Annotated in this window: 23 protein-coding genes; 14 read left to right on the top strand and 9 right to left on the bottom strand. The window is 64.9% G+C overall.

Features of this window, described 5'->3' with window-relative positions; translation table 11 throughout:
- Window positions 1-198 precede the first annotated feature (198 nt).
- From AB7535_RS34885 to AB7535_RS34870, 4 genes are all read left to right on the top strand, one after another.
- A complete protein-coding gene (locus AB7535_RS34885; RefSeq protein ID WP_354113461.1) occupies window positions 199-804 on the top strand; it encodes a hypothetical protein in 606 nt (201 codons plus the stop codon).
- A gap of 36 nt (window positions 805-840) precedes the next feature.
- A complete protein-coding gene (locus AB7535_RS34880) occupies window positions 841-1,677 on the top strand; it encodes an alpha/beta fold hydrolase (RefSeq protein ID WP_354113460.1) in 837 nt (278 codons plus the stop codon).
- Between the two features lie 165 nt (window positions 1,678-1,842).
- A complete protein-coding gene (locus tag AB7535_RS34875) occupies window positions 1,843-3,114 on the top strand; it encodes a DUF2157 domain-containing protein (protein ID WP_354113459.1) in 1,272 nt (423 codons plus the stop codon).
- A complete protein-coding gene (locus tag AB7535_RS34870; protein WP_071908608.1) occupies window positions 3,111-3,725 on the top strand; it encodes a GDYXXLXY domain-containing protein in 615 nt (204 codons plus the stop codon). Before AB7535_RS34875 ends, AB7535_RS34870 begins: the two co-directional genes overlap by 4 nt.
- 7 nt (window positions 3,726-3,732) lie before the next feature.
- On the opposite strand, the gene AB7535_RS34865 is transcribed toward AB7535_RS34870, so the two are convergent.
- Window positions 3,733-5,091: an aminotransferase-like domain-containing protein gene (locus tag AB7535_RS34865; protein ID WP_354113570.1), complete on the bottom strand. Its 1,359-nt coding sequence runs from the start codon at window positions 5,089-5,091 to the stop codon at window positions 3,733-3,735.
- 161 nt (window positions 5,092-5,252) lie between these two features.
- On the opposite strand from AB7535_RS34865, the gene AB7535_RS34860 reads away from it, so the two are divergent.
- The gene (locus AB7535_RS34860; RefSeq protein ID WP_354113458.1) at window positions 5,253-6,113 is read left to right on the top strand and encodes a DMT family transporter; all 861 of its coding nucleotides are present in this window, start codon (window positions 5,253-5,255) and stop codon (window positions 6,111-6,113) included.
- A 681-nt stretch (window positions 6,114-6,794) separates the two neighbouring features.
- Here AB7535_RS34860 and AB7535_RS34855 read toward each other — a convergent pair.
- Together AB7535_RS34855 and AB7535_RS34850 are read right to left on the bottom strand one after the other, a co-directional pair.
- Window positions 6,795-8,009 carry an EAL domain-containing response regulator gene (locus tag AB7535_RS34855; protein WP_014490558.1) on the bottom strand — a complete coding sequence of 405 codons (1,215 nt, stop codon included), beginning with the start codon at window positions 8,007-8,009 and terminating at the stop codon, window positions 6,795-6,797.
- Window positions 8,010-8,830: 821 nt separating this feature from the next.
- A complete protein-coding gene (locus AB7535_RS34850) occupies window positions 8,831-9,994 on the bottom strand; it encodes a hypothetical protein (protein WP_354113457.1) in 1,164 nt (387 codons plus the stop codon).
- 340 nt (window positions 9,995-10,334) lie between these two features.
- Between AB7535_RS34850 and AB7535_RS34845 the strand changes: the two genes are divergently transcribed.
- On the top strand, window positions 10,335-10,958 hold the full coding sequence (locus AB7535_RS34845; RefSeq protein WP_063980458.1) for a helix-turn-helix domain-containing protein: 624 nt from the start codon (window positions 10,335-10,337) through the stop codon (window positions 10,956-10,958).
- 63 nt (window positions 10,959-11,021) lie between these two features.
- Here AB7535_RS34845 and AB7535_RS34840 read toward each other — a convergent pair whose 3' ends face one another.
- The 4 genes from AB7535_RS34840 to AB7535_RS34825 form a co-directional block, all read right to left on the bottom strand.
- Window positions 11,022-11,270: a hypothetical protein gene (locus AB7535_RS34840; RefSeq protein WP_071908604.1), complete on the bottom strand. Its 249-nt coding sequence runs from the start codon at window positions 11,268-11,270 to the stop codon at window positions 11,022-11,024.
- 171 nt (window positions 11,271-11,441) lie between these two features.
- Window positions 11,442-11,819, bottom strand: coding sequence for an Hpt domain-containing protein (locus AB7535_RS34835; RefSeq protein WP_439037493.1), 378 nt, complete (start codon window positions 11,817-11,819; stop codon window positions 11,442-11,444).
- A 152-nt stretch (window positions 11,820-11,971) separates the two neighbouring features.
- Window positions 11,972-12,670: a Crp/Fnr family transcriptional regulator gene (locus AB7535_RS34830; RefSeq protein WP_038943206.1), complete on the bottom strand. Its 699-nt coding sequence runs from the start codon at window positions 12,668-12,670 to the stop codon at window positions 11,972-11,974.
- 191 nt (window positions 12,671-12,861) lie between these two features.
- Entirely contained in the window at window positions 12,862-13,572 is a 711-nt protein-coding gene (locus AB7535_RS34825) for a Crp/Fnr family transcriptional regulator (RefSeq protein ID WP_354113569.1), read from the bottom strand.
- A 405-nt stretch (window positions 13,573-13,977) separates the two neighbouring features.
- Here AB7535_RS34825 and AB7535_RS34820 point away from each other — a divergent pair, with 405 nt between their 5' ends.
- The 7 genes from AB7535_RS34820 to AB7535_RS34790 all read left to right on the top strand — a co-directional run bounded on the left by AB7535_RS34820 (window position 13,978) and on the right by AB7535_RS34790 (window position 20,513).
- Window positions 13,978-14,475: a response regulator gene (locus AB7535_RS34820; protein ID WP_439037751.1), complete on the top strand. Its 498-nt coding sequence runs from the start codon at window positions 13,978-13,980 to the stop codon at window positions 14,473-14,475.
- Window positions 14,476-14,883: 408 nt separating this feature from the next.
- The gene (locus tag AB7535_RS34815; RefSeq protein ID WP_439037492.1) at window positions 14,884-17,670 is read left to right on the top strand and encodes a hybrid sensor histidine kinase/response regulator; all 2,787 of its coding nucleotides are present in this window, start codon (window positions 14,884-14,886) and stop codon (window positions 17,668-17,670) included.
- A gap of 27 nt (window positions 17,671-17,697) precedes the next feature.
- On the top strand, window positions 17,698-18,174 hold the full coding sequence (locus tag AB7535_RS34810) for a chemotaxis protein CheW (protein WP_071908600.1): 477 nt from the start codon (window positions 17,698-17,700) through the stop codon (window positions 18,172-18,174).
- Window positions 18,175-18,206: 32 nt separating this feature from the next.
- On the top strand, window positions 18,207-18,593 hold the full coding sequence (locus AB7535_RS34805; protein ID WP_018321619.1) for a response regulator: 387 nt from the start codon (window positions 18,207-18,209) through the stop codon (window positions 18,591-18,593).
- 59 nt (window positions 18,594-18,652) lie between these two features.
- Window positions 18,653-19,534 (top strand): CheR family methyltransferase, encoded by an 882-nt coding sequence (locus tag AB7535_RS34800; RefSeq protein ID WP_085398203.1) that lies wholly within the window; start codon window positions 18,653-18,655, stop codon window positions 19,532-19,534.
- 2 nt (window positions 19,535-19,536) lie between these two features.
- Window positions 19,537-19,854 carry a hypothetical protein gene (locus AB7535_RS34795; protein WP_014490546.1) on the top strand — a complete coding sequence of 106 codons (318 nt, stop codon included), beginning with the start codon at window positions 19,537-19,539 and terminating at the stop codon, window positions 19,852-19,854.
- A gap of 155 nt (window positions 19,855-20,009) precedes the next feature.
- Entirely contained in the window at window positions 20,010-20,513 is a 504-nt protein-coding gene (locus tag AB7535_RS34790) for a response regulator (RefSeq protein ID WP_063980464.1), read from the top strand.
- A 54-nt stretch (window positions 20,514-20,567) separates the two neighbouring features.
- Here the strand turns inward: AB7535_RS34790 and AB7535_RS34785 are convergent, their stop codons facing one another.
- A complete protein-coding gene (locus AB7535_RS34785) occupies window positions 20,568-20,858 on the bottom strand; it encodes a hypothetical protein (protein ID WP_354113715.1) in 291 nt (96 codons plus the stop codon).
- Window positions 20,859-21,007: 149 nt separating this feature from the next.
- Here AB7535_RS34785 and AB7535_RS34780 point away from each other — a divergent pair, with 149 nt between their 5' ends.
- Entirely contained in the window at window positions 21,008-21,643 is a 636-nt protein-coding gene (locus AB7535_RS34780) for a response regulator transcription factor (protein ID WP_071916993.1), read from the top strand.
- Window positions 21,644-21,720: 77 nt separating this feature from the next.
- On the opposite strand, the gene AB7535_RS34775 is transcribed toward AB7535_RS34780, so the two are convergent.
- Window positions 21,721-25,221: a PAS domain S-box protein gene (locus AB7535_RS34775; RefSeq protein WP_354113716.1), complete on the bottom strand. Its 3,501-nt coding sequence runs from the start codon at window positions 25,219-25,221 to the stop codon at window positions 21,721-21,723.
- Window position 25,222 lies beyond the last annotated feature (1 nt).

The following is a 25,222-nucleotide window of genomic DNA, read 5'->3' as shown; positions in this document are numbered from 1 at the left end:
GCGTCCTTTTGAAGACGACCTTATAACCTCGCGCAGGTGCCGAAGGGGCGCCTTCCCGCACAAGAGGCTCTCACCCTTCGAGAGGTTGTCCGTTTTCTTCCGGCGATACGATCCTTCGATCGGCATCCGGGAAGGCTAACGATGACGAGCCCTTTGTTCGGCAATAGCGGGAGTGTCGGACGCCTCGCTGGGGTTGTCATGAACACCGTATTCTCGTCGGGCGCTGCGATGCTCGAATTCCCAAGCACGTGCGTTGAATTGTTGCGTGAAATCAAAATTCGCGCGCGGCTACGCTTGAACGATCTGACCAATGAATCGCCGGATGTCATATTCTACGCACGCTGGATATCGAGGCGGCGACGCTGGGCGTGGCCCGCGAAATGGAAGTTGACCCACGCCCTCAACATAGTCTGCACGGAGCTCGGTTTCCAGGATTGGGAACATGCACGTCATGTGCTTGGCGGGCAGGCCAAGCCAACGGATGACATGGGCGGGCTGTGGTACGATTTCCGTTGCCAGCTTCTGCTGAACAACTGGTTTGCGAGCTACGCCGAAGCTCGTGCCTTCTGCAAGCATGGGGCGACCCGCTTTCTGTTTCCTTACGCCAGGCAGGTCGTCGTGGGCGACGAGAATTTCGTGCGCATGCTGGGGCTCGACCCTGAATCGTCGCTGTGGGAGGAAACCCGGCGCGATCTCCTCGCAAGCTATGGCACGCCCGCCTGGCGCACCCTCTGCCATCTGCGGCTGACAGCGACCCGTGGTCGCCTTCCGATCGGTCGCAGGCCGGCAGCGCGGAATCTCTAGCACCATCGACGTCCCCTCAACGATCGCGCCCGCGGAATGAATCCGCGCGCCGCTTTCGCGTCAATTCTTTCAGAAAGCCATCGACAGATGACAAGTCTCTTCGCAATATCCAGCGACGGCAGCCGCATTGCCTATGAACGCGCCGGTTCCGGACCCGCGATCGTGCTCCTCCACGGCGGCATGCAGTCGCGTCAGGTCTGGCACGCGGCCGGCTACATCAGCGAGCTCCAGTCCGACTTCACCGTACTGGCCATCGACATTCGAGGTCACGGCGACAGCGAAAGGCCGCGGGATCCAATCGCCTACTCCGTCGATCGGCACTGCGACGATATTCTCGCGGTCGTCGATCACGCTTGTATCGAACGGTTTATGCTCTGGGGATACTCCTACGGAGCGAACATAGCGCGTTATCTTGCCGCTCGATCCCAGCGCGTGCTTCGGTTCGTCATGGTGGGCATACCGTTTGGCCCAGGCGCCGTCGGTGAATTTCGCAGCACCATTACCGGCGTCCGCGATCGATGGGCGCCAATCCTCAAGGCTCAAGAGGAAGGCAGTCTCGATGTCGAAGCGTTGACGCCCCCCGAGCGGGCTTATCTTCAAAGTGGTCTCGCCGGCCCTGAGGTGGCTTGGCTCGCGGCGATGCTGGATTGGGAAGATATCGATCCAGGGCGTCTTCTTTGCCCGACACTTTGGATCGTTGGCCGGGAAAACCCGGCCGCGCTCGGGAACGCGCAGACCATCGGGACTGCGTTGCTGTCGACCAAAGTACAGCTCGTGATCCTGGACGGCTTGACCCATGAAGCCGAACTGAGTGCGGTCGATCTCGTCCTGCCTCGAGTTCGTCAGTTTCTGCATGGCGGGTCATCATCATGACGGCCGGTTACTTACTCGGTTCGACCGTGAACGCGAAGCCGCTGTCGCGCGGGGGCGCGCGCCGGGTGCCCCCGCGACCAGAGCGGTGACAGGTTGAACCTGCTACCGTCACGGCCCGACCAACAGCATCCCGCCAACCGGCAGGGAGCGAGGTGTTTCACGACCATGTTCGACAAAACCTACCGGCAGCGCCTCGAGGCTGATCTTTCGCAGTGGGAAGCCGACGGCGTGATCGCGCCGGCGGCTGCCACCTCCATCCGCAGCGCGCTGCCGCCGCTCTCGCCCGGCATCAACATCGCCGTCGTCGTTGCCATCGTCGGTGGCCTCTTGATCGCAGCCGCCTTCCTCGCCTTCGTCGCGGCGCACTGGACGGAGATCGCGCGGCTGCTGCGGTTCGCGATCCTGATCGCCGGCATGGTCGTCGCCGGCGGCCTCGGAGCGTGGTTCGCCGCGACGGGCCGCACGGTTCTCGCCGATCTCTGCGCGAGCATCGGGGCGATCATCTTCGGCGCGGGCATCGCGCTGGTCGGCCAGATGTATCATCTCGGCGAGGATTTCGCCGGCGGCATGCTGCTGTGGTCGATCGGAGCATTTGCCGCCGCACTGCTGACCGGATCGCGCGGCGCGCTTGCGGTCGCGCTCGCCGCCGCCTGCATCTGGACCTGCATGCGCAACTATGATGCGCCTGATGTCCTGCATCTTCCGTTCGTGGCGGTCTGGCTGATCGCCGCCGCGCTCGCGCTTGCATGGAATTCCCGCGTGGCGGCCCATCTCGTCGCGGTAGCGCTGCTTCCGTGGTGGATCGCGACGTCGCTCCGCTTCGAGCTCGACGGTGCCCAGCCGTCGTTCGTGCTCGCGAACGGCGCCGCCCTGCTGTTCGGCGCCGGGCTTGCGATCGCCGCTGTGCCGTCGCCGAGGGCGCGGCGCCTCGGAATCGTCCTGTCGATCTACGGAGCGTTTTCGCTGGCCGCCGTCGCTTGCCTGGAGGTGACAACGGTCGACGACATCATCCGCTTCCGGAACAGCACGGTGCCGGCCCAGCCGCTTTGGGCGATCCTTTGCGGGGCCGCGGGCGTGATCCTCGCGCTTGCGTCCGCCGGCATCACCAGGCGTGCAGGTGAAATCCTTGCGGCATGTTCGATCGGGCTGGTCCTGCTCGCGGCGCCGATCTGGCCGGCATCCACGGCCGGCGAGCCCTGGTTCGCCTATGCCGCGCTGCTCTGCGCCATGCTGTGCCTCGTCGTCTCCGGTGTGCTCGATGATGTGCGTCCGCGAATCGTCGCCGGCTGGCTCGGGATCGCCGGCGTCATCGCGGGCATCACCTGGGCGGTGAAGGGCTCGCTGCTGCGCCGCTCGGCCTTCCTTGCCGCGGCCGGTGTGATTGCCGTCGTATTTGCCACCGCGCTCAATCGCGCGCTGCCGAGGGCCCAGCGATGATGGAGTTGACCGCGTCCGTGACAAAACTCTGGCAACGCATCCCGAAAGCCGTGCTGTTCGGTGTCGCCGTCCTGCTTCAATGCGTGCTGCTGGTGCTGATGGTCGCCGATCGCATGCAGATCCTGCGCGAAGGCCGTGAGGTGACGTTGCAGACGCAGCCGGTCGATCCCCGCGATCTCCTGCGCGGCGACTATGTCGTGCTCCGCTACGACATCTCGCAACTGCCGGCGGGCACGCTCGCCGGCCAGCCGGCGGCCGAGCGCAAGCCCGTCGTGTTCGTCAAGCTCGCGCCGAATGCCAATGGTCTCTACGAGGCCGTCTCGGTGCATGCCGAGCCCGTCACGGTCACGGCTCCCGAAGTGCTGATCCGCGGCCGTGTCTCCTATTACGGCGGAACCTGCGGCTCGGGCCCGCACGTCTTCTGCGAGAAACTGGCGATCAAATACGGTCTCGAAAGCTATTTCGTGCCCGAAGGCGAGGGCAAGAAGCTCGAGCAAGCCCGCAACCAGCAGAAACTCCGGGTTGTCGCCGCCGTACTCCCCTCAGGCCGCGCCGCCATCAAGCGCCTGCTGCTCGACGGCGAGCCGGTCTATGAGGAGCCGTTGTACTAGCGGTCGATCATTTGGCTTTCAGCGCCCGCCGCAGCACGTCCCACATCCGCGGATCGCTCATATGCGCCACGTTGAAGCGCAGGAAGTCCGAGGCCGTTTGCGACACGCTGAAGACGTTGCCCGGCGCGAGCACCACATCCTCCTCGAGCGCGGCGCGCGCGACGGCGGTGGCATCCTGCCTGCCGGCGAGGCGGCACCAGAGGAAGAAGCCGCCGCGCGGCATCAGCCAGGGCTCGATACCCAGCGCCTGAAGTTTTCGCGCGACGTCGCGGCGCGTCCGCGTGAGCTTCTGCCTGAGCTCGTCCATGTGCTTGCGATAGCTGCCGCCGGCCAGGACCTTGGCGATGATCTCGGTCGCCACCGGGCTCGGGCCGCCAAAACTGGTCGCGACCTGGAGGTCGACGAGGTGCTCGATCCAGTCGGCTCGCCCTGCGATGTAGCCGCAGCGCACCGAGGCCGACAACGTCTTGGAGAAGCTGCCGATGCGGATCACGCGGTTCAAGCCGTCGAGCGCGGCAAGGCGCGGCGAGCGCTCCGGCTCGAAGTCGCCGAAGATGTCGTCCTCGACGATGGTGAGGTCGTGCGCCGCGGCTGCGGTCAACAGCCGGTGCGCGGTCTGGAGCGATATCGTCGCGCCGGTCGGATTGTGCAGCGCTGAATTGGTGATGTAGAGCCGCGGCCGCTCAGCCGCGAGGATCTGCTCGAAGCGCGCGATATCGGGGCCCGACGGCGTAAAGGGCACGCTGACGATCTTCGCCTGATGCGCGCGCAGCAGGGCGCGAAAATTGAAGTAGCAGGGATCGTCGACCAGCACGGTGTCGCCGGGACGAAGCAGGAAGCGGCAGATCAGGTCGGTTGCCTGCGTGCCTGAACCGGTCAACATCAACTGGTTGATCGATGCCTCGATCGCGTCTTCGGCGAGGCGCGCGAGCAGCAGCCGGCGCAGGGCAGGGGAGCCGCTCGTGCTGCCGTAATTGGTCAAAACGCTCGCGTCGGTGCGGGCAAGCGCACGGGTGGCGCGGCGCAACGCCGCCTCCGGCATCCACTCCGGCGGCAGCCAGCCGCAGCCGGGTTTTGGCACGGCATCGTCCGTGTCGAGCGATTGTCGGGAAACCCAGAAGGGATCAACTTCCCGGTCGCGGCGGGGCTCGACTTCGGTCAGCGCCAGCGGCGGGGTGACGGCCGATGAGACATAGAAGCCCGAGCCGCGGCGGGCGCGGATCAGGCCGTCGGCGGCCAGCCGATCATAGGCTTCGACGACGGTGGACGGCGAAACACCCATTGTCGCGGCAAGGCTGCGGATCGACGGCAGGCGGTCGCCGGCACCGAGTGCGCGGGCGGCGACCTTGGCGCGGATCGCGCCCATCACGTCGCTGGTCCGCGTCCCGCCCCGCCCCTTCGTTTGTGCCTCGCCGCCCAAGGTGTATTACCTTCCATATCCATACAGTTCTGCCAGATTGTACTGGAGTGTTGCTGGTTTCGCCACCGGCGACGGCCGATGATCGTGACCCAAAAAGCGAGACGGACATGCAATCTGCAGGCAGTGGCTGGGGCAACGGGCTTCTCGGCGTCATCATCTTCAGCGGCTCGTTGCCGGCGACGCGCGTGGCGGTCGGCGGCTTCTCCGCGCTGTTTCTGACGTCCGCCCGCGCGGTCATCGCGGCCCTGATCGGTGTGGCCGTGCTCTTCCTGCTCCGCCAGGCGCGGCCGCAGCGGAAGGATCTCGTCTCGCTCGCCATCGTCTCCGTCGGCGTCGTGGTCGGCTTCCCCCTGCTCACGGCGCTCGCACTCCAGCACATCACCTCCGCGCATTCGATCGTCTTCATCGGGCTCTTGCCGCTGTCGACGGCGATCTTCGCGGTGCTGCGCGGGGGCGAGCGACCGCAGCCGCTGTTCTGGCTGTTCGCTGTGCTGGGCAGCGCCACGGTCGCGGGCTTTGCCCTGTCGAACGACGGCTCGGCCTCGCTCACCGGCGATCTCCTGATGGTCGCGGCCATCGTGCTGTGCGGGCTCGGCTATGCCGAAGGCGCCGCGCTGTCGCGCCGCCTCGGCGGCTGGCAGGTGATCTCCTGGGCGCTGCTGCTCGCGCTGCCGCTGATGGTGCCGGTCGCGATCGTGACATGGCCGTCGACGTGGAGCGGCGTCGGTGTGCCCGCCTGGATCGGGCTCGCCTACGTCTCCGTCTTCAGCATGTTCGTCGGCTTCATCTTCTGGTACCGGGGCCTTGCGGTCGGCGGCATTGCCCGGGTCGGTCAGTTGCAGCAGCTCCAGCCGTTCTTCGGTCTCGCGCTCGCCGGCTTCCTGCTGCACGAGCCGGTCGCATGGAACATGATCGCCGCGACCGCGCTCGTGGTCGTCTGCGTCTTCTTCGCGCGGCGATATGCCTGAGGCGATGTATCGCAGTTCCCGACCAGGGTTGGTGACCTTGATCGAACGCGCTTCCATCTGGTCATTGGCTCGCGACCATCACCTGGCGCGGTAGTCATGCGACCGTCAACGTTGATCTAGATCAACGTCTGTTCTTGCACGCAGTGTCCCACTGGATGGGAGAGTTATCTCCTCGGTGCATCGCGTGCCCTGTTTCGCGATCACAGTGACAGCATCCGCTTGGCTGGTCTGCCCGTTTCGCGGATGGGACGGTGATCGGCATCCTCACGCGACTGACAGAAATCCGCAAGAACTTTGGCCAAGGGACGGAGGACGTCATGCGACACGGAACAAAGTTTTGGTTAGCTGGCGCCGTCATTGCCTGCGCAGTCATGGGCTCGGTGCAGTGGTCGGAGGAGGATGGTCTTTCATTCTCGGTTCAGAGCGCACAGGCCCGCGTAGGGCGACCAGCGACCCCAGTGAGTGTCGCCGGCGTCGCGCGGCGAACGACGCGCCGCGCCGTAGTCGGTGGAGCGGCCGTAGGCGCCGCTGTCGCGGCACCAACGTGCGCCCGCGTGCTGGTCAATGGCGCCTGGGTCTGTCGCTAGGAAAGCTCTGTCCTTCATGGGGTGATCGCAGCGATCGCGCTCGTGGTCGTGCGCGTCTTCTTCTTCGCGCGGCGGTTGGCGTGAGGCCTGTGCCTCACGCCTGCCCCATCACCGTCCGCGTCAGCGCGCTCCTTGCAAACTTCTTCAGCGGCATCGGCTTGCCGAACAGAAAACCCTGCACGAGGTCGAAGCCGAGCTCGTTGGCGGCGACGAGGTCGGCGCGGCTCTCGACGCCTTCGGCCACGGTGCGCGCACCGTAGGCGTGGGCGAGCTCGACGATGTGACGGCACACCGTGCGCTTCAGCCGATCGCTGCCGCTGCCGGTGACGAAGTGCCGGTCGGCCTTCAGCTTGATGAAGGGAATCTTGTCCAGATCCATCAGTGACGGCCAGTTGGCGCCGAGATTGTCGATCGACAGGCCGATATTGTGCAGGCGCACCTCGCGGGCGACCTCGACGAGGAATTCGAGATCGCGGATCGCCTCCTCGCTGTCGATCTCGATCGTCAGCCCGCCGAAGGCCGGATGCGTCGGCATGCGGCGGCAGAGATCGCGCACCGCCAGCGGCTCCTTCAGATATGACGTCGGCAGGTTGATCGAGAGATCGACCGGGCTCTGCTGCTCCAGGAGATAGTGCCAGTCCTGCAAGGCGCGCTCGATCACGAACTCCGAGAGTTCGCGCAAATGCGGATCGTGCTCTTCGGGGATGAAGTAGGCGGGCGGCACCACGCCCCAGGTCGGATGCCGCATCCGCACCAGCGCCTCGGCGCCGCTGCGGACCAGGGTGCGCGCGTCGATCTTGGGCTGGTACCAGAGCTCGAGCCAGCCGGCATGAAGCGCCTCGCCGACATACACGGCCGGGCTCGGCGCCGGCTCGTCCGGCAGCAGCATCGCGACGCGCTCGCGCAGCGTCTCGGCGGCAAAGGGCGTGGTCAGTGGCGGCAGCATCGCGAGGCCATACTCCTCGCCGACCTGCTGCACGGCCCTGACGATGATGGACTCGCGGGCGCCGACGGCGAGAACCTTGCCGTCGAAGGCCTCGCGCACCAGCGTCTCCAGAAACGTGCCGGGCTCGATGCCGTCGGCGGCGATGCCGAGCAGGATCAGGTCCGGCAACTCGCGGGTCAGCACGGTCTGCAGCTCGTCCGCGCTGGCGCATTCGCTGGTGACGAAACCAAGATCCTCCAGCACCTCGGCGAGGAATGCGCGCAGATGGCGCTTGCCGTCTGCGACGCATGCGCGCGGCGTTACCTTTCGCCGTCCGAAGGTTTTGGGCCTCCGTCCGGCGAGCTCAACAAGTTCATCGTTCATCGCAAACCACTCCCGTTCCGCGACAGGTGTTAGCGATGGGAGCAGTTTCAAATATGGAGAGCTTCAGTCGATTGTTGAATTATCTGGGTAACGTTAAAGCCCGCATCACGTCTAAAATTGTCTGGATCTTCTTCCAGAAGTTTTTACGTCTGCCCGCGCGTCGCGCGCGGGCGTGCGGCAATCCCGCGCAATTTTTGCAAGACGCGGCTTGGCTGCGGACACGCGCGCTGTCCTGTAATCGGACGAGGTCGCGCGCACTTCGCCCAATTGAATAATGGACGCCTCAATTGCCTGTGGCCGTGGCGTGCTGGGTCATGCAGTACCAGCTCGCGACCGCGACTCAGGACGGGAAACGCCTTGTAGAATCCGTGCTTGTCGAGCTGCGCATTCAGCTCGTTCAACGCGCTACGAACCGCTCGCGTTTCGCCCGGCGCTGGCGCGCGCGTGCAATGCCGCCATCGTCGATGTCCGCCGGTTCGATCTCATCGCAACCTCCGTCCCGTCGCTCTTGCGGTGCATCGCAGGATCGACGCGATGGCAGCGATGGGAGAGTTCATTTTCACGCGATGCGCGCATGTTTCATGGTTTACGCGTGACAGTTCTGCGACAACGCGGCCGGCTGCGGCGGCGCAAATGTGAAGCACATCACATGTGTCTTGCTGCACCTGCGCTATTGCTGTGCGTAGCCGGTGGTGGGCTGTCGAGGATTACAGCAATGACGACACGGCGATTGATGTATTGGTGGTTCAGATTCGTTCTGTCAGGGCGATTTACCGATCGCTTCCTGTGCCTGCCGCGGGCGGAGTAGCCGCGCCGCAGTATCAGGTCTGCCCGATCAATTTGCGAAACGCCGCCGCGCCGTCCTGCACGGCGTCGCGTCCCTTCCAGGCCAGATAGGACAGCTTGCCGCCGAGCGTGTCGTGGCTGCGCAGCCGGCGCGAGCCGAGAATGTGGCCGACATTGGAGGGGAAACGGCTCACCTCGGCGGACACCAGCGCCGCGATCGCATCCATCAATTGCTGGAGCCGGACGCCCCATTCGTAACCCTCAATGCCGTCGATGCGGACCTTGAGCGCATATTCGGTGTCGTAGATGTCGGCGAGCAGGTCGCGCGCGACCAGCACGCGGTTGTGCTTGAGCGCGACCCGCAGGGCGAGCCGCTTGTCGTCGAGCCGGTCGAGCACCATGGGAACGACGCAGGCATAGGGCGTGGCGGCGACGTCGGCCACGCTCTTGCTCGCGGCGGTCCTGGTGGCAAGGCGCATCAGTTCCCAGGACGTCTTCAGGCGCCTTGCCACCAGCGCCAGCGCAAAGTGCAGCGCGTCCGGGTGGGACTTCCTGAAGACATCGAGTTGCGCGGTGATCTGGGCAACCTGGCCGTCGTCGAATTTCGCGATCTTCTCAGGCAGCTTTTCGTTGAACTTCGGCAGCGCGTCGCCGGCGCGCAGCACCTGCTGCATTTTCCTCACGTCGTCGAAGGCGGTGCGCGAGGCCGTGTATTGCGTGAGCTTGGCGCGTGCGAACTCGGTGCTCTCCGCCGATGCGAGGGTGTTCTCGAGGACCTTGAGGACCTTGGTCTGGAAGATCGACGCGGTTTTCAGCACTTCCTTCGGGTTGTTGGCGGTGACCTGGTCGTTGATCGCCTTGATGTAGTCGCGCGCCATGGTCGGCAGCAGGTCGCGGCAGATCCACTCCCAGATCGGCGTGAGCGTGTTGCGTGAAATCCGCCCCGCATTGGCATGCTCGGGTGCGCCGTCGATCAGGAGCAGTTCGAGCGGCGCGAAGAAATAGCGCGAGGGACTGGTGGCGCGTGCCTGGGTCGATCCGTCCTTGCGGAACTCGGCGCGCAACTTCGCCTGAATGTCGGACGAGCCCGGCATGTCGATGCCGCACAGTTCGAGCCGCTCGAGCTCGCTGAGCAGACAGCTGCGCGAGAGCGGCGTCAGCCTCTGCAAGAACTCGGACAGCCGATCGATCTCGTTCATGGCACGCAATCTTCCGCAGCGTTTCCCGCAGGCCTACCGGCCTCATGCGTGGAGGCATTTGCGCGCTCTCAATCGTGACTAAGAGAAGCAAGTCATTGTTAATTTATCCGTAAAAACCGGGCGGCGCGGGCGCCCGCTGGGGAGCGTTGGTTAAGGAGGCATTTCGTCGCCTGCTCAAGTTTTGGGCGAAAGCCTCAACCTACGCGTGGTCGATTGCGTGGGTACTCAAGCATAAATTGTGCCTGCGCCGGTATTTCAGCACAAAACTGCCAAAATTACCGTAGTCTTACGGAGCAAAAAGTTAACCACAGACCGGCCCCGGTTCCGCTAAACGAGTCACATGGGGTCACAGAACGATACGGCCACCGATTCGCGGCCGTCGGAATGGTTCGAAAGCAGCTCTGCTCCGACCGAAGAGCTCGATTTCGCCCGCCTGAACGCGGTCCGCGCCAAGGCCGCCGACGAGATGGCCAGCGCCATCGCCCGCGAGCTCAATGGCCCCCTGACCGCGCTCCTGCTCTACATGGGCGAGATCAAGCACCACAGCGACCAGCTCGCGCCGGTTACGGCCGATCGGGCTTATTTGCAGCGCGTGGTGGAGAATGCACTGGCGCAGACCGAACGCGTTTGCGGCGTGGTCAAGCAGCTTGCCGGCCCTCATAGGGATGCCCTGCCGATCCAGTCCAGGACCGAGGGCGCCGAATTGAACGCCGCCCGCGCACAGCAAGCGCAGCGTGTGCCGAGCACCGAGTTGCTGGGCCTGTCGGGCCAGAAGCGGCTGACCAAGCGCGAACGCGAGGTGCTGAGGCTGATCAGCGAGGGCTACTCGAACAAGCAGGGCGCGCTGCGGATGCAGATCAGCCCGCGCACGTTCGAGAGCCATCGCGCCGAGGCGATGCGCAAGCTCGGCGCGCGCAACACCGCGGACCTCGTCCGTGCGGCGCTGCTGCATTCGATCGATTGAGGTTCTGTCCTGCGCCGCCAGGCGGGCGATCAAGCCTGAGAATGGCCTGGGGACCCGATGGGTTCAGAGATAATCCTCGGCGAAAGGGCGTACCCGCGACGGCGGCCGCAGCGACTTGGGCTCTTCCTTCGGTGTGCTCGGAATGATCGTGATGGTCCAGCGCGGCGGCATGCTCGATTCCTGCTCCAGCACCGAGCGAACGAAACCAGTCACCGTCGCCTCGCCAGCCTTCACCGTCGCCGTCCTGCCGTTGAACTGTGCGATGCGGAAGCGACGGACCTCTTTCTGATCCGCAGTCTCATAGGTGAACATGGAAACCCTCCTGGTTTCCGGCGACTATCGCCACCTATGATTAGCCATCTGTGAAAATCCCAAACCGTAGAAGTACGGCGGGCTTGGCGCGGTTTTGGTCAGAGCGTTTTCGAGCGAAGTGGATAGGGTTTGCGCAAGCCCCGCTCCGATTCCATCGAAACAAAAATGGCTCTAGCCCTGCGGCTCCTGCGCGCGCGCGGCGGCGTAGGCGGCATCCATCAGGTCGAGGAGACCGTGGAATTCGGCCTCACCAAGCGTCTCCGCGGTCTGCTCCAGCCGCAGCGCCAGCGCCGCAAGCCTGACATAGCCGAACGTTCCTGCCGCGCTCTTCAGCGAATGCGCTTCGCGGATGATCCTGGCAAGCTGCTGCGCGAGCGAGAGCGTGCGGAACAGTTGCAGGCGCGCGCAGGTCTCGCTCCAGAACACGTCACGGACTTCACAGGCCCCGTCCTCGCCGATCTCCCGCACCAGCGCTTCGTAGGCACCCGGCTCGCGCGCGGGCGCGGCATCGAGCGCTTTTGGCGTCGGCGCGGCGGTCACTTCAAACATGGCTTTGGCCTGTCCTGGTCACGATTCGTCTGCCGCGCGGCCTGTACGGCGCGAGGCATGCCCCGTGTCTAGGGCATCCGAATTTCAGTTCCGGTAGCAGGACGATCCGTGTTTGCAGGCCGGCGTTAGCCGCCGGTTTACCAAGGCGCCGGTCAGCGCGGGCCGAGCAGCCGGTCGTACTGCGCCTTCACGGTGGCATAGCATTCGCACGCCGTCTGGCGCAGGCCGTCCAGGTTGAGGATCTGGATGTGTCCGCGGCTGTAGTGGATGAAATTGGCGTGCTGCAACGTATTGGCGACCAGCGACACGCTGTTGCGGCGCGCCCCGATCATCTGCGCCATCGCCTCCTGGGTCAGCAGCAGCCGGTAATCGCCCGACAGGTCATGGGTGTGCAGCAGGCAACGCGACAGCCGTGACTCCACCGGATGGGCGGCGTTGCAGCCCGCGGTCTGCTGGACCTGTGCGTAGACGGCCAGCCCGTGACGGGTGAGCAGCGTCCGCAAGGTGCTGCTCTGGTCGGCCGCGTCGCGCAGCCGGTCGAGGTCCATCACGGAGGCGGCACCGGGGACCAGCACGATTGCCGTGTTCAGCGCGCAGGCATCGCCCATGGTCGAGAGCGTTCCGAGCAGGCTGTCGCGGCCGACCATGGCGACCTGCACATGCTCGCCCTTGGCGAGTTTCACCACCAGCGAGATGACGCCGCGGTGGGGGAAGTAGGCGCGCTTGAGCGTTTCGCCGGTCTCCACCAGGATCGCTTCGTGCGGCAGATCGATCATGCGCAAATGCGGGCGGATTAATTCGTAATCCTCCGCCGACAGTGCGGACAGGAAACCGTTGGATGGGCGCGCCATCGTTTCCAAGACTGCCTCCGTCTCGTCAGCCCCCGAACTCGAAGCGAACGGGCTGCTCGCTGCACGGATAAGTTTGATCATGTTCTCGTCGGGATATATTGGCAATTGGGACAAGATGTCCGGTTGCGATGGCGCCCCCGCTGCACTGTGTGCACACCGGCATGCAGCAGGCCGGTTGCGCCGGGCTATCTTCACCGCGGGGCTCCCAGCAGGCGGGCGTGGCAGCCCTTCACCGCCGCATAGCAGTCGCAGGACTTCGTTTCCAATGCGCGCTCGTCGACGATCTCGATCTGGCCGCGGGTGTAGTGGATGATGCCGGCGCGCTGGAGCGCATTTGCGACGAGGGAAATCGCGTTGCGCCGTACGCCCATCATCTGCGCCAGCGTCTCCTGTGTCAGCGGAAGGAACTTGCTGTCGGACAGGTCACGGGCACGCAGGAGCCAGCGCGCCAGTCGCGCTTCGACCGGGTGCACCGTATTGCACAGCACGGATTGCTGCGCATGCGCGAGCAGCGCCTGCTCGTGGCGGATCATCAGGCCGCGAAACTGCGCGCTTGCGGTCGCCACCGCCCGGAAGGCCGCGATTTCGAGCACAGACGCAATCCCGGGGAAGAGCACGGCGGCATCCGTCGGTGCGATGCCGTCGGCAAGCGCCGCGCCGGCGCCGACGGCGCTGTCGCGGCCCAGCATCGCGACCTCGATCATCTGTCCCTCGGAGAGACCCACCGTGATCGAAACGGATCCGCCGTGCGGGAAGTAGACATGTCGCAGCGCGGCGCCTGCCTCGGCCAAGACAGATTCCCTGACCATTTCGACTGTCGCGAGATGGGGGCGCAGCAGATCGAAATCCGCCACGCCGAGCATTTGCAGCAACTGGTTGGACGGGTGGCCGCTCGCGGTCATGCAGGTCAATCCGGCGCGTTCGATGGTACGATCGGGCGCCGCGCCCTGTGCGTCATCCAGTTGCACGGCGACCAAAACATATTGTAAAGGTTGTGTGGCCGTCCATATACCCGTTGGGGGGCAGACAGGCTGCGGCATTTGCGGCGGAAATTGAGAAACGCACGCTGATTCGCGCGTTAATTAGGGGCGTCCGTCTTGCGCCGGGCGGCAGGAAAAAGCGGCAAGGGGGCCATCATGAGCCGCTAGCATCGCATCTGCGCCGTCATCGGACCCCGACCGGCACCTGCGGCTTCCCCTCAAGCGCGCATTCTCGCCATCCGGGACTGGTCTGCGCGACTTCGCGACGCCGCGACTGTCGCACCACTTGCCCCTGATTTCCCGACAGGACCGTTGACGCTTGCATCAATGTTTCGACCAGCCAGAGGAGAACGGCGTCCCCACGGTTTGACGTTTGAATCGCCGAAATGGGAAACTCAAACGGGGACGGCAGACCTGCACCATATTCTCGTCGACGACGACCCGATGGTGTGCATGGCCATCGAGATCTATCTGCAGCGGAATCATTTCCGGGTGACGATTGCCGACGGAGGAGAAGCCGGCCTCCGCGCTCTCGAGAACGAACAGGTCGATCTGATGATGATCGACATCTTCATGCCGCATATGCGCGGGTTCGAGTCGATCCGGATCTTCCACGAGCACGCGCTGGCTATTCCGCTGATCGCGATGTCCGGCTACGCGTTCGCAAATTTGAACGCGCCCGCACCCGACTTCCTCCGGATGGCGCTGGAGCTCGGCGCTGCGCGTTGCCTTCGCAAGCCGTTTACACCGGATGCGTTACTCGCTGCCATCAAGGATTGCCTCGCGGCGCATCGTGCTGTCTTCGCAATTGGGTTAGCGCGGTAGCAATCGCGGCGGCCGCGAAATAAGCGTCCGTTTACCGCAAGCGCAGCTGTTGCAGATTGAGCAGGCGAGCAGCGGGCGGCCGCGTGAGCGATTCTGATTGCGCGTGATTTGATTCAATTCGCGCGGCCCGTGCATATCGTCCTTCGCCGGCGGGATTTTTTTCGCACGTCGCAGTGTTGTTATCGGAGCGTTTACCTATCGCGCCTGTCGCGTGAGATGCGGCGCCGCTTTTGTCGCAAGACGCTATCGCAGGCCTCGAAGCGCAAACTTGTCTTCAATATCCGTATTAGCACGGAGGCTGAAATTAACGGGACCGTGAAAGGGGTTGTCTAACGATCCAGGCGCGGACCTCCGCCGAACTCCAGGTGCGGCCCAGGCGTCGAAGTCCGGCTCAGTAAGGCGTAGCTCATGGATGATCTGTTGCGGGAGTTTTTGACGGAGACCAGCGAGAGCCTGGACACCGTCGACAATCAGTTGGTGAAGTTCGAGCAGGAGCCGAACAACGCCAAGATCCTGGATAACATCTTCCGCCTGGTCCACACCATCAAGGGCACGTGCGGCTTCCTCGGTCTGCCGCGGCTCGAAGCGCTGGCGCATGCCGGCGAGACCCTGATGAGCAAATTCCGCGACGGCATGCCGGTGACGGCCGGCGCGGTGACGGTGATCCTGTCCTCGATCGACCGCATCAAGGAGATCCTCGCCGGGCTGGAGGCGACCGAAGCCGAGCCCGAGGGCACCGACCGCGATCTCATCGACAAGCTGGAAGCGATGGTCGAGCAGGGCATGGCGGCTATGGCCGCAGGTGCTGTTGCTGATGCACCGCCGCTCGTGCCGGAAGCTCCCACTCCCGTCGAAGCAAAGGTTGCACCGTCGAAAGAAAAAGAAATGACCGAGGGCACGCTGATCGACCAGACCCTGGAGCGCCCCTTACGTCCGGGCGAAGTCTCGCTCGACGAGCTCGAGCGCGCCTTCCGCGAGACCGCGATCGAAGCGCCGCCCCCTGTCGCCAAGGCCGAGCCCGCGCCGGCTGCTGAAGCTCCCGCGCCCGCCGCCAAGGAAGCTGCGAAGCCCGCCAAGGAAAAGGCCGCGCCGAAGAAGTCGATGGCCGACGAGGGCGCCGCCGAAGGCGACCGCATCGCCAACCAGTCGATCCGCGTCAACGTGGATACGCTGGAGCATCTGATGACCATGGTCTCCGAGCTGGTCTTGACCCGCAACCAGCTGCTGGAGATCTCCCGCCGCAACGAGGACACCGAGTTCAAGGTGCCGTTGCAGCGCCTGTCCAACGTCACCGCCGAGCTGCAGGAAGGCGTCATGAAGACGCGCATGCAGCCGATCGGCAATGCCTGGCAGAAGCTGCCCCGCATCGTCCGCGATCTGTCGAGCGAACTCGGCAAGCAGATCGAGCTGGAGATGCACGGCGCCGACACCGAGCTCGACCGCCAGGTGCTCGACCTGATCAAGGACCCGCTCACCCACATGGTGCGCAACTCCGCCGACCATGGCCTGGAGACCCCCGCCGAGCGGCTCGCTAGCGGCAAGGGCGAGCAGGGCACCATCCGCCTGTCCGCCTATCACGAGGGCGGCCACATCATCATCTGCATCGCCGACAACGGCCGCGGCCTCAACACCGAGAGGATCAAGGCCAAGGCGATCTCCTCCGGTCTCGTCACCGAGGCCGAGCTCGAGAAGATGAGCGAAGCCCAGATCCACAAGTTCATCTTCGCGCCCGGCTTCTCCACCGCGGCCGCCATCACCTCGGTCTCGGGCCGCGGCGTCGGCATGGACGTGGTGCGCACCAATATCGACCAGATCGGCGGCACCATCGACATCAAGAGCGTCGCCGGCGAGGGCTCCTCCGTCACCATCAAGATCCCGCTGACCTTGGCGATCGTCTCGGCCCTGATCGTCGAGGCCGCCGGCGACCGTTTTGCAATCCCGCAGCTCTCGGTCGTCGAGCTCGTCCGTGCCCGCGCCAACAGCGAGCACCGCATCGAGCGCATCAAGGACACCGCTGTCCTCAGGTTGCGCAACAAGCTCTTGCCGCTGATCCACCTCAAGAAGCTGCTCAAGATCGACGACGGCGCGGCCAGCGATCCCGAGAACGGTTTTATCGTGGTGACCCAGGTCGGCAGCCAGACCTTTGGCATCGTCGTCGACGGCGTCTTCCACACCGAAGAGATCGTGGTGAAGCCGATGTCGACAAAACTGCGTCACATCGACATGTTCTCCGGCAACACCATTCTGGGCGATGGCGCTGTCATCATGATCATCGATCCCAACGGCATTGCCAAAGCGCTCGGCGCCGCCGGCTCCTCGGCCCATGACATGGGCGACGAGAACGGCGCGCATCACATCGGATCGGGCGAGCAGACCACCTCGCTCCTTGTCTTCCGCGCCGGCTCCAGCCAGCCCAAGGCGGTCCCGCTCGGGCTCGTCACCCGCCTGGAAGAGCTCCCGGCCGACAAGATCGAGTTCTCCAACGGCCGCTACATGGTGCAGTACCGCGAGCAGCTGATGCCGCTCGTCGCCATGGAGAGCGTCACCATCGCCAGCCAGGGCGCCCAGCCGATCCTGGTGTTTGCGGACGACGGCCGCTCCATGGGCCTCGTCGTCGACGAGATCATCGACATCGTCGAGGAACGGCTCAACATCGAGGTCGGCGGCTCCGCCTCCGGCATTCTCGGCTCGGCCGTGATCAAGGGCCAGGCCACCGAGGTGATCGACGTCGGCCACTTCCTGCCGATGGCGTTCGCCGACTGGTTCACCCGCAAGGAGATGAAGCCGTCGCAGCACTCGCAGTCGGTGCTGCTGGTCGATGACTCGGCCTTCTTCCGCAACATGCTGGCCCCGGTGCTGAAGGCGGCCGGCTACCGCGTCCGCACCGCGCCGACCGCGCAGGAGGGCCTGGCTGCGCTGCGTGCGCAGAGCTTCGACGTGGTCCTGACCGACATCGAGATGCCCGACATGAACGGGTTCGAGTTCGCCGAGGTGATCCGCTCCGACACCAATCTGGGCGCGATGCCGATCATCGGCCTGTCCGCGCTGGTGTCGCCGGCGGCGATCGAGCGCGGCCGTCAGGCCGGCTTCCACGACTATGTTGCCAAGTTCGACCGTCCCGGTCTGATCGCGGCGCTGAAGGAGCAGACCGCGGGTGCCGCCGGCGCCTCCGAGCTGAGCCGGGCAGCGGCGTAACGGCACTGGGGATCAGGAGATACCGCTATGAGCAACAAGAAGACGCAGATCGGCGAAGGCGCCATGGTCGAATACGTCACCGCGATGATCGGCGGCCAGCTGTTCGGCCTGCCGATCTCCCGCGTCCAGGACGTGTTCATGCCCGAGCGCGTCACCCGCGTTCCGCTGTCCTCGCGCGAGATCGCGGGGGTGCTGAACCTGCGCGGCCGCATCGTCACCGTGGTCGACATGCGCGCCCGGCTCGGCCTGCCCAAGCCCGAGGACGGCAAGGCCCCGATGGCGGTCGGCGTCGACCTGCGCGGTGAATCCTACGGCCTCCTGATCGACCAGATCGGCGAGGTGCTGCGGCTTGCCGAGGCCGGCATGGAAGAGAACCCCGTCAACCTCGATCCCCGCATGGCCAAGCTCGCCGGCGGCGTCCACCGCCTCGACGGGCAGCTCATGGTCGTCCTCGACGTCGATCGCGTCCTCGAGCTTAAAACCGAAGTGCAAATGGCAGCCTGAGCTAACCGAAACATCGAAGCCGGAGAACCAAAATGAAGACATGTTTGGTGGTCGATGATTCCAGCGTCGTGCGAAAGATCGCGCGCCGGATCCTGGAAGGCCTGGAATTCGAAGTTACCGAGGCCGAGGACGGCTCGAAGGCGCTGGAGATCTGCCAGCGGCAGTTGCCCGATGCGGTGCTGCTCGACTGGAACATGCCGGTGATGGACGGCTTCGAGTTCATGGGCCACATGCGCCGCCTGCCCGGCGGCGACCAGCCGAAGGTGGTGTTCTGCACCACCGAGAACAACGTGGCTCATATCGCCCAGGCGCTCAGCGGCGGCGCCAACGAGTACATTATGAAGCCCTTCGATAAAGACATCATCGCCGACAAATTCGCTGAAGTCGGCTTGATCCCGGTCGGACAAGCCATGGTCTGAGTATCTGGCCCGAGCGTTTGAGCCAGAGTGTCCCCAGTACAGCTTCCGAGAGGCTATCCGTGACCCCGACCGAGTATGAGTATCTGCGTAAGTTCCTGAGGGATCATTCCGGGCTCGACCTGTCCGCAGACAAGCAATATCTGATCGAAAGCCGGTTGTTGCCGCTCGCCCGCAAGGCCGGGCTCTCCGGGATCGGCGAGCTCGTGCAGAAGCTGCAGGGCGGCTCGAGCGCGCTCGTCACCAGCGTGGTCGAAGCCATGACCACCAACGAGACCTTCTTCTTCCGCGACAAGGTCCCGTTCGATCATTTCCGCGACACCATCATGCCTGAGGTCATCAAGGCGCGCGCCGGCCGCCGGAGCGTGCGCATCTGGTGCGCCGCCGGCTCGACCGGGCAGGAGCCCTATTCGCTGGCGATGTGCTTGAAGGAGATGGGCGCGGCCCTGACCGGCTGGCGCGTCGAGATCATCGCGACCGACCTGTCGCAGGAGGTGCTCGAGAAGGCCAAGGCCGGCATCTACAGCCAGTTCGAGGTGCAGCGCGGCCTGCCGATCCAGATGCTGATGAAATATTTCAAGCAGACCGGCGAGACGTGGCAGATCAATCCCGAGCTGCGCGCGATGATCCAGCACCGGCAGCTCAACCTGCTGCATGATTTTGCCCAGCTCGGCACCTTCGACGTCATCTTCTGCCGCAACGTGCTGATCTATTTCGACCAGGACACCAAGATCAACATCTTCAACCGCCTGGCCCGCCAGATCGAGGGAGACGGCTTCCTGGTGCTGGGTGCAGCCGAAACCGTGGTCGGACTGACCGACACGTTCAGGCCGATCCCGGATCGTCGCGGCCTCTACAAGCCGAACGACCCGCGTGCAGCGGCAGCCAAACCGGCTCTCGCCGGCGCCGCGCCGCCGCGCATGGCGGTGTTGGCAGGACGATAGGCATGGCAGAGGATGGCAAGGGCGCGGAGCGCGTCACGTTCAGTCGTGGCTATGATGTCTGCATCATGGCGATCGACGGCACGTGGCGGCGCGACTGCAAGCTCAATGCGATTTCCGACACCGACGCCATCCTTACGGTGGACGGCTCGATCCAGGGATTGAACCTGAAGGAATTCTTCCTGCTGCTGTCGTCGACCGGGCTCGCCTATCGCCGTTGCGAGCTGGTGCGCGTCAACGGTGCCGAAATGGACATCCAGTTCCTGCGCGGCAAGAACCGGAAGAAGCGCGGCGCCGCCGGCGGCCGTGACGAGGCAGCATGATCACCAGATAGGCCTCGTCCCGCGCGCCCCGTCGCCGCTTTCCGCGACGTTGGTTCATATTTGCTAAAACATCCGGACGAATTCGCCGCACCGGCTTTACGTGGCCTAAGCGCGAGCCGTGTAGAAATTGCCCGTCTCAATCTCAGGATACGGCAATGCCCCGAAGTTCCCTCTCCCCCATCCCGTCAAATCTGCCCGACGTCGCCGAGCGGCGTGCGCTTCAGCTCCTGGTGGTCGACGACGACGCCACGCAGCGCAGCCTGATCACGGTCGCCGCCAAGCAGGCCGGCCATGAAGTCACGGTGGCGCCGTCCGTCGCCGAGGCGATCGAGAAGCTCCGCGCCGCCCGCTTCGACTGCGTGACGCTCGATCTCGTGCTGGAGGATGGCGACGGCATCGACGTGCTGCGCGAGATGGCGGCGGCGAAATTCGCAGGCCACGTGATCGTCATCAGCGGTATGGACGGCAAGCGCCGCAGCGCCGCCCGCAGCTTCGCTCGTTCCGTCGGGATCCAGCTCCAGGGCCTGCCGAAGCCGCTCGATCTCGCCGCGCTGCGGATCAGCCTCGCCAATCTCGGCAAGACCGCAATGGGGCTGCCGGCGATCCACACCTGGGGTGGCGTCGCTACCGACGCGATCGTGGAACGGCACCGCGCCTGAGGCGCGGAGCTGCCATGCGATCGGACGCGGGCACTGCGCCGCGCCGGTCGCAATTCAAGCCGGATTGCCGGATTCAGACAGGTATTGCAGGGCGTGGCCGAGGCCTGCCCGGCAGGCGTTGAGAGCGGCGTTCGCGGTGGCATAACGCGGCGTGACGTCGTCGAGTATGAAGACGTCGGCGGAACCTTCCGGATCGTTGCTGTGTTCTTGATCCATGGCTGCGGCGATCCGGCGCATACTGGTCTCGATCTGCGCGATCAGCAAGCGAAGGTCGGCGGCGATCAATCGTTGGCTGTCGGCCTCGGATATTGCGACCAGCGGCAGCGTATCGGCCAAATTTAGCATGGATATTCTCCGTCTCCTGCAATTAGGCGCAATGCCGCTACTTGTGCGTTAAGTCTATGTCCCGTACAAATACGGGTGGGCCGAATCCGCGCCGAACGCCATAACGGTTGGCGCGGACGCGAGTCCGTAATGCCAACTGGATGTGGCACATGGCCGAGCAAACCTCTCGTGGTGAAATCTTCGTGGTCGACGACGACCCTGCGGTTCGCGACACCTTGTCGATGGTGTTGAAGGCGGCGGGTTATGAGGTGATCTGTTTTGCGGACGGCGCAGCGCTGCTCTCCGTCGCGCGGAACCGTACGCCGGCTGCGATCCTGCTCGACGTGCACATTCCCGGAAAGTCGGGCCTCGACATTCTGAAGGAACTGCAGGGCGAAGATTATCCGGCGCCGATCTTCATGATCTCCGGGCAGGGCGACATCTCGATGGCGGTGGGCGCCATCAAGAGCGGCGCGCTCGATTTCATCGAAAAGCCGTTCCGCGGCAGCGAGATCGTCGGCCGGTTGGACGAGGCGATCGGAGCCTATGCACGCAGGCAGGCAGAGAGCGTGTCGCCGAAATTCTCTTCGCTGCACTTCCCCGGACGCGAGCCGTTGACGCGGCGTGAACGCGAGGTGCTCGAGCAGTTCGCTTCCGGTGCGTCCAACAAGGAAGCCGGCCGCACGCTCGGCATCAGCCCACGCACCATCGAGGACCATCGCGCCAACATCATGAAGAAGCTCGGGGCGCGCAACGCCGCCGATCTGATCCGCATCGTGATGACCGCGGCCCAGCGCGCGTCGTAACGCGACTGGCCATCTCTCTCGTGCCCCGGCTCTGCGCCGCAGCGTTGCACGCTGCGCCTTGTCCGGGACACGGTTCCTCAACTGCTCAGCGCCTTGCGGATGATCCGCGCCAGATCGGATTTGCGATACGGCTTCGCCAGCAGCAGCACGCCTAAATCCAGCCGGCCGTGATGGATGATCGCGTTCTCCGTATAGCCTGAGGTGTAGACCACCCTGAGGTCCGGACGCGTCTTCGACACCTCGTCGGCAAGCTGCCGTCCGTTCAACTTGCCGGGCATGATGACGTCGGTGAACAGCAGGTCGAACGGCTTGCCGGTGGCGACGATCGTGAGCGCCTCCGCGGCGTTCGCGGCCTGCAAGGTGACGTAGCCGAGCGAATGCAGCTGCGCCAGCACGTAGTCGCGCACCAGCCGGTCGTCCTCGACCACGAGGATCGTCTCGTGTCCGCCCTCGATCGTCGACGGCGTCACGCCTTCGCCCACGGCCGCGGCCGTCTTGCCGGGCGGCAGATACATCTTGATCGTGGTGCCGTGGCCTTCCTCGCTGTAGATCTTGATGTGGCCCGTGGACTGCTTGATGAAGCCGTAGACCATCGAAAGCCCGAGCCCGGTGCCCTTGCCCGGTCCCTTCGAGGTGAAGAACGGATCGAACACCCGGGCCAGCATGTGCGCAGGAATGCCCGTGCCGGTGTCGCTCACGGCGATCAGCACATAGTGTCCGGGCCTGACGTCGTTGACGCTGGCATAGACCTCGTCGAGATAGGCGGCGCCGGTCTCCACGATCAGCTTGCCGCCGCCGGGCATGGCGTCGCGGGCATTGAGCGCGAGGTTGAGGATCGCGGTGGTGAGCTGGTTGGGGTCGACGATCGCGACGCAGCTCTCGTCCTCGAACACCGATTCGATCTGGATCTGCTCGCCCAGCGTCGGGCGCAACAGCTTTGCGGTGTCGATGATCAGCGCGTTGATGTCGACCTCGCGCGGCTGCAGCGGCTGCTTGCGCGCGAAGGCGAGCAGGTGCTGGGTCAGCTCGGCGCCGCGCCCTGCGGCCTCGTCGATCATCTTCGTGATCGCCGCAAGCTCCGGCTCCTTCGCCACCGCGTCGGCCAGGATCTCGATCGTCCCGGTGATGACGGTGAGGATGTTGTTGAAGTCATGCGCCACGCCGCCGGTGAGCTGGCCGACCGCCTCCATCTTGTCGGCGTGGCGGATGCGCTCCTCGGACGCGATCTTGTCGGTGAGGTCGCGGTAGAACACGTTGAACAGAATGCCTTCGCGGCGTCTCAGCGCCGTGACGCTCAGCTCAGCCCTGAATTCCTTGCCGTCGCGACGGCGAACCGTGAGCTCGCGGCGGCGGTTGAGCGTCTGGCCGTCCTGGGACTCGAGGAAGCGCGCGAGGCCGGCCTTGACCCGCTCCCGCTCGCTCTCGGCGACGATGAGGTCGACCCCATTCCTGCCCAGCGCTTCGTCGCGCCGCCAGCCGAACAGCTCCTCGGCCCGCGAGCTCCAGTTCAGGATGGTGCTGCGCTCGTCGGTCTGGACGAAGGCGTCGAGCGCGGTCTCGACGATATTGCGCGCGAGCAGCTCGCTTTCGCGCAAGGACTCTTCCGCGCGCCTCGCCTCGGTCATGTCGCGTCCGACGAAGAAGAAGCGTTTGGCCTGATCTGACCAGTTGCCGAGCCAGGACAGCCAGACCTCGCGTCCGTCCTTGTGGATGCAGCGGGTGTCGGCGAGCCTGGGGTGCCCGCCGCGCCGGAGCGCGCGCATCTCCTCGCGGGATTGCTCGAGATGCGCGGGATGGATGAAATCGACGCCGCTGCGGCCGATCATCTCGTCCGGCGGGTAGCCGAGCACGGCCTGGCTGCTCGGGCTGACCTGCACGATATGGCCCCGCGAATCCATGATCATGATCAGATCCTCTGAGGCGTCGAACAGCTGCCGCCGTTCCTCGATCTGCTGTTGCAGCGCGCGCTCGGTCCGTCGCGCATCGGTCAGGCGGCGCGCCGTGCCGGACGCGCCGATGATCTCGCCCGAATCGTCCCTGATCGGTGACAGGCTCACCGAGATTTCGACCGGACTGCCGTCCTTGCGCAGGCGCACCGTTTCGAAATGCTCGATCCGCTCGCCCGTCGCAATCCGCCGCAGATAGTCCTTGCCCTCTTCGCGGCGATCGGGTGGCAGGAGGATCAAGGTCGGCTGTCCGACCGCTTCCTCGGCCGTATAGCCGTAGAGGCGCTCGGCCGCCGCATTCCAGCCGATGATGATGCCGTCGAGCGTCTGCATGACGATCGAATCGTCGGAGGATTCGACCGCCGCGCTGAACAGGCGTTCGCGGACGGCGAGCTGGTCGCGCGCGGCCTCGGTGCGCCGCCGCTCCTCGACCTCATGCTCCAGCGCTGCCGTCTTCGCCCGCATTTCATCGATCAAACGGGCAAATGCCCGCGCCAGCACACCGGTCTCGCCGGGGGCGTCGGTTGGAATTCTGATGGAATTGTCCCGACCGAGCCACTCGACCGCCGCAGTGAGTTGCCCGATCGGCCGGGTCAACGACCGCGCCAGCAGCACGGCCAGTATGGCGGCGACCAGCACCGCGATGAGGCCGATCGTGATGGTCGATTTCTCGATGGTGACGGCCGGCGCCATGAAGACGGCGTTGGGCACGACGCGGATGACACCGACCCACTGATCCTCGGCCAGGATTGCGGGTGCGATCGCGGTGCCGCTCGGCTTGCCGTCACTGCCCGGCACGACCTGGGTCGCACCCAGCGTCGATCCGGTGATGGCAGCGAAATAGGGGAAGTCGTCCTGCCAGCGTGTTGGTGTCCCCAGTTGCGAACCGAACTCGCGGGTGCGATCCGGATGCACGAGATAATCGCCGTTGCGGCCGACCACATAGACCGCTTCACCGTTCCGGATCGATATCCTGATACGGTCGAACACCTGGCGCATGTCGACATTGACGACGACGATGCCGAACAGCCGGTGATCGGACCCAAACAGGGGCGCCGCGACGCGCAAGGTCGGAACATAGGGCATCTGAACCACGCCGTCGTCGACGTCCAGTTCGACCGGGGAGACGCTGACCTGGTCTTCTGCCAGCTTGATCGCCGCCTGGAAGAATGAGCGCTCGCCCTTGTTCTGCAAGGCATCGTCGGGAACTGCTCGCACCGCTCCGTTCGGGCCGGAGCGGTCGACGCGCAGATACTCGACGCCGTCGGCACCGATGATGCGGAATTTTGCGTAGGCCGGGTTGGCGCCGACGTCGGCCACGAGGCGCGTCAGCAAGCGGTCGCGCCAGGTCTTCTCCGAGAGGTGGTCGACCGGATCGACCCCGTCGTTGAAATGGGCATCGATCATGCCGCGCGCGGCGGCACGGGAGCGGAACGTCGCAACGTCGGCGCGGGCGCCGTTCACATGCGCTTCGAGCTGCGAGGCCAGCAGCCGCGAGTGGCCCTCGATTCGGTCGAGCACGCGCGGCAGGAAGGCTTGCTCCAGGCTGTAATGGCTCAGCCATCCGACAGCGGCGACCGCAGCCGCGACCAGCAGGATCATTGCGATGGCCAGCCGGGTCGCGAGGGTCATA

The sequence above is a fragment of the Bradyrhizobium sp. 956_D2_N1_4 genome (genome assembly GCF_052076025.1).
Classification (GTDB): domain Bacteria; phylum Pseudomonadota; class Alphaproteobacteria; order Rhizobiales; family Xanthobacteraceae; genus Bradyrhizobium; species Bradyrhizobium barranii.
Note: the sequence above shows the minus strand (reverse complement) of the source record. Positions and strands in the feature narration are given on the sequence as shown.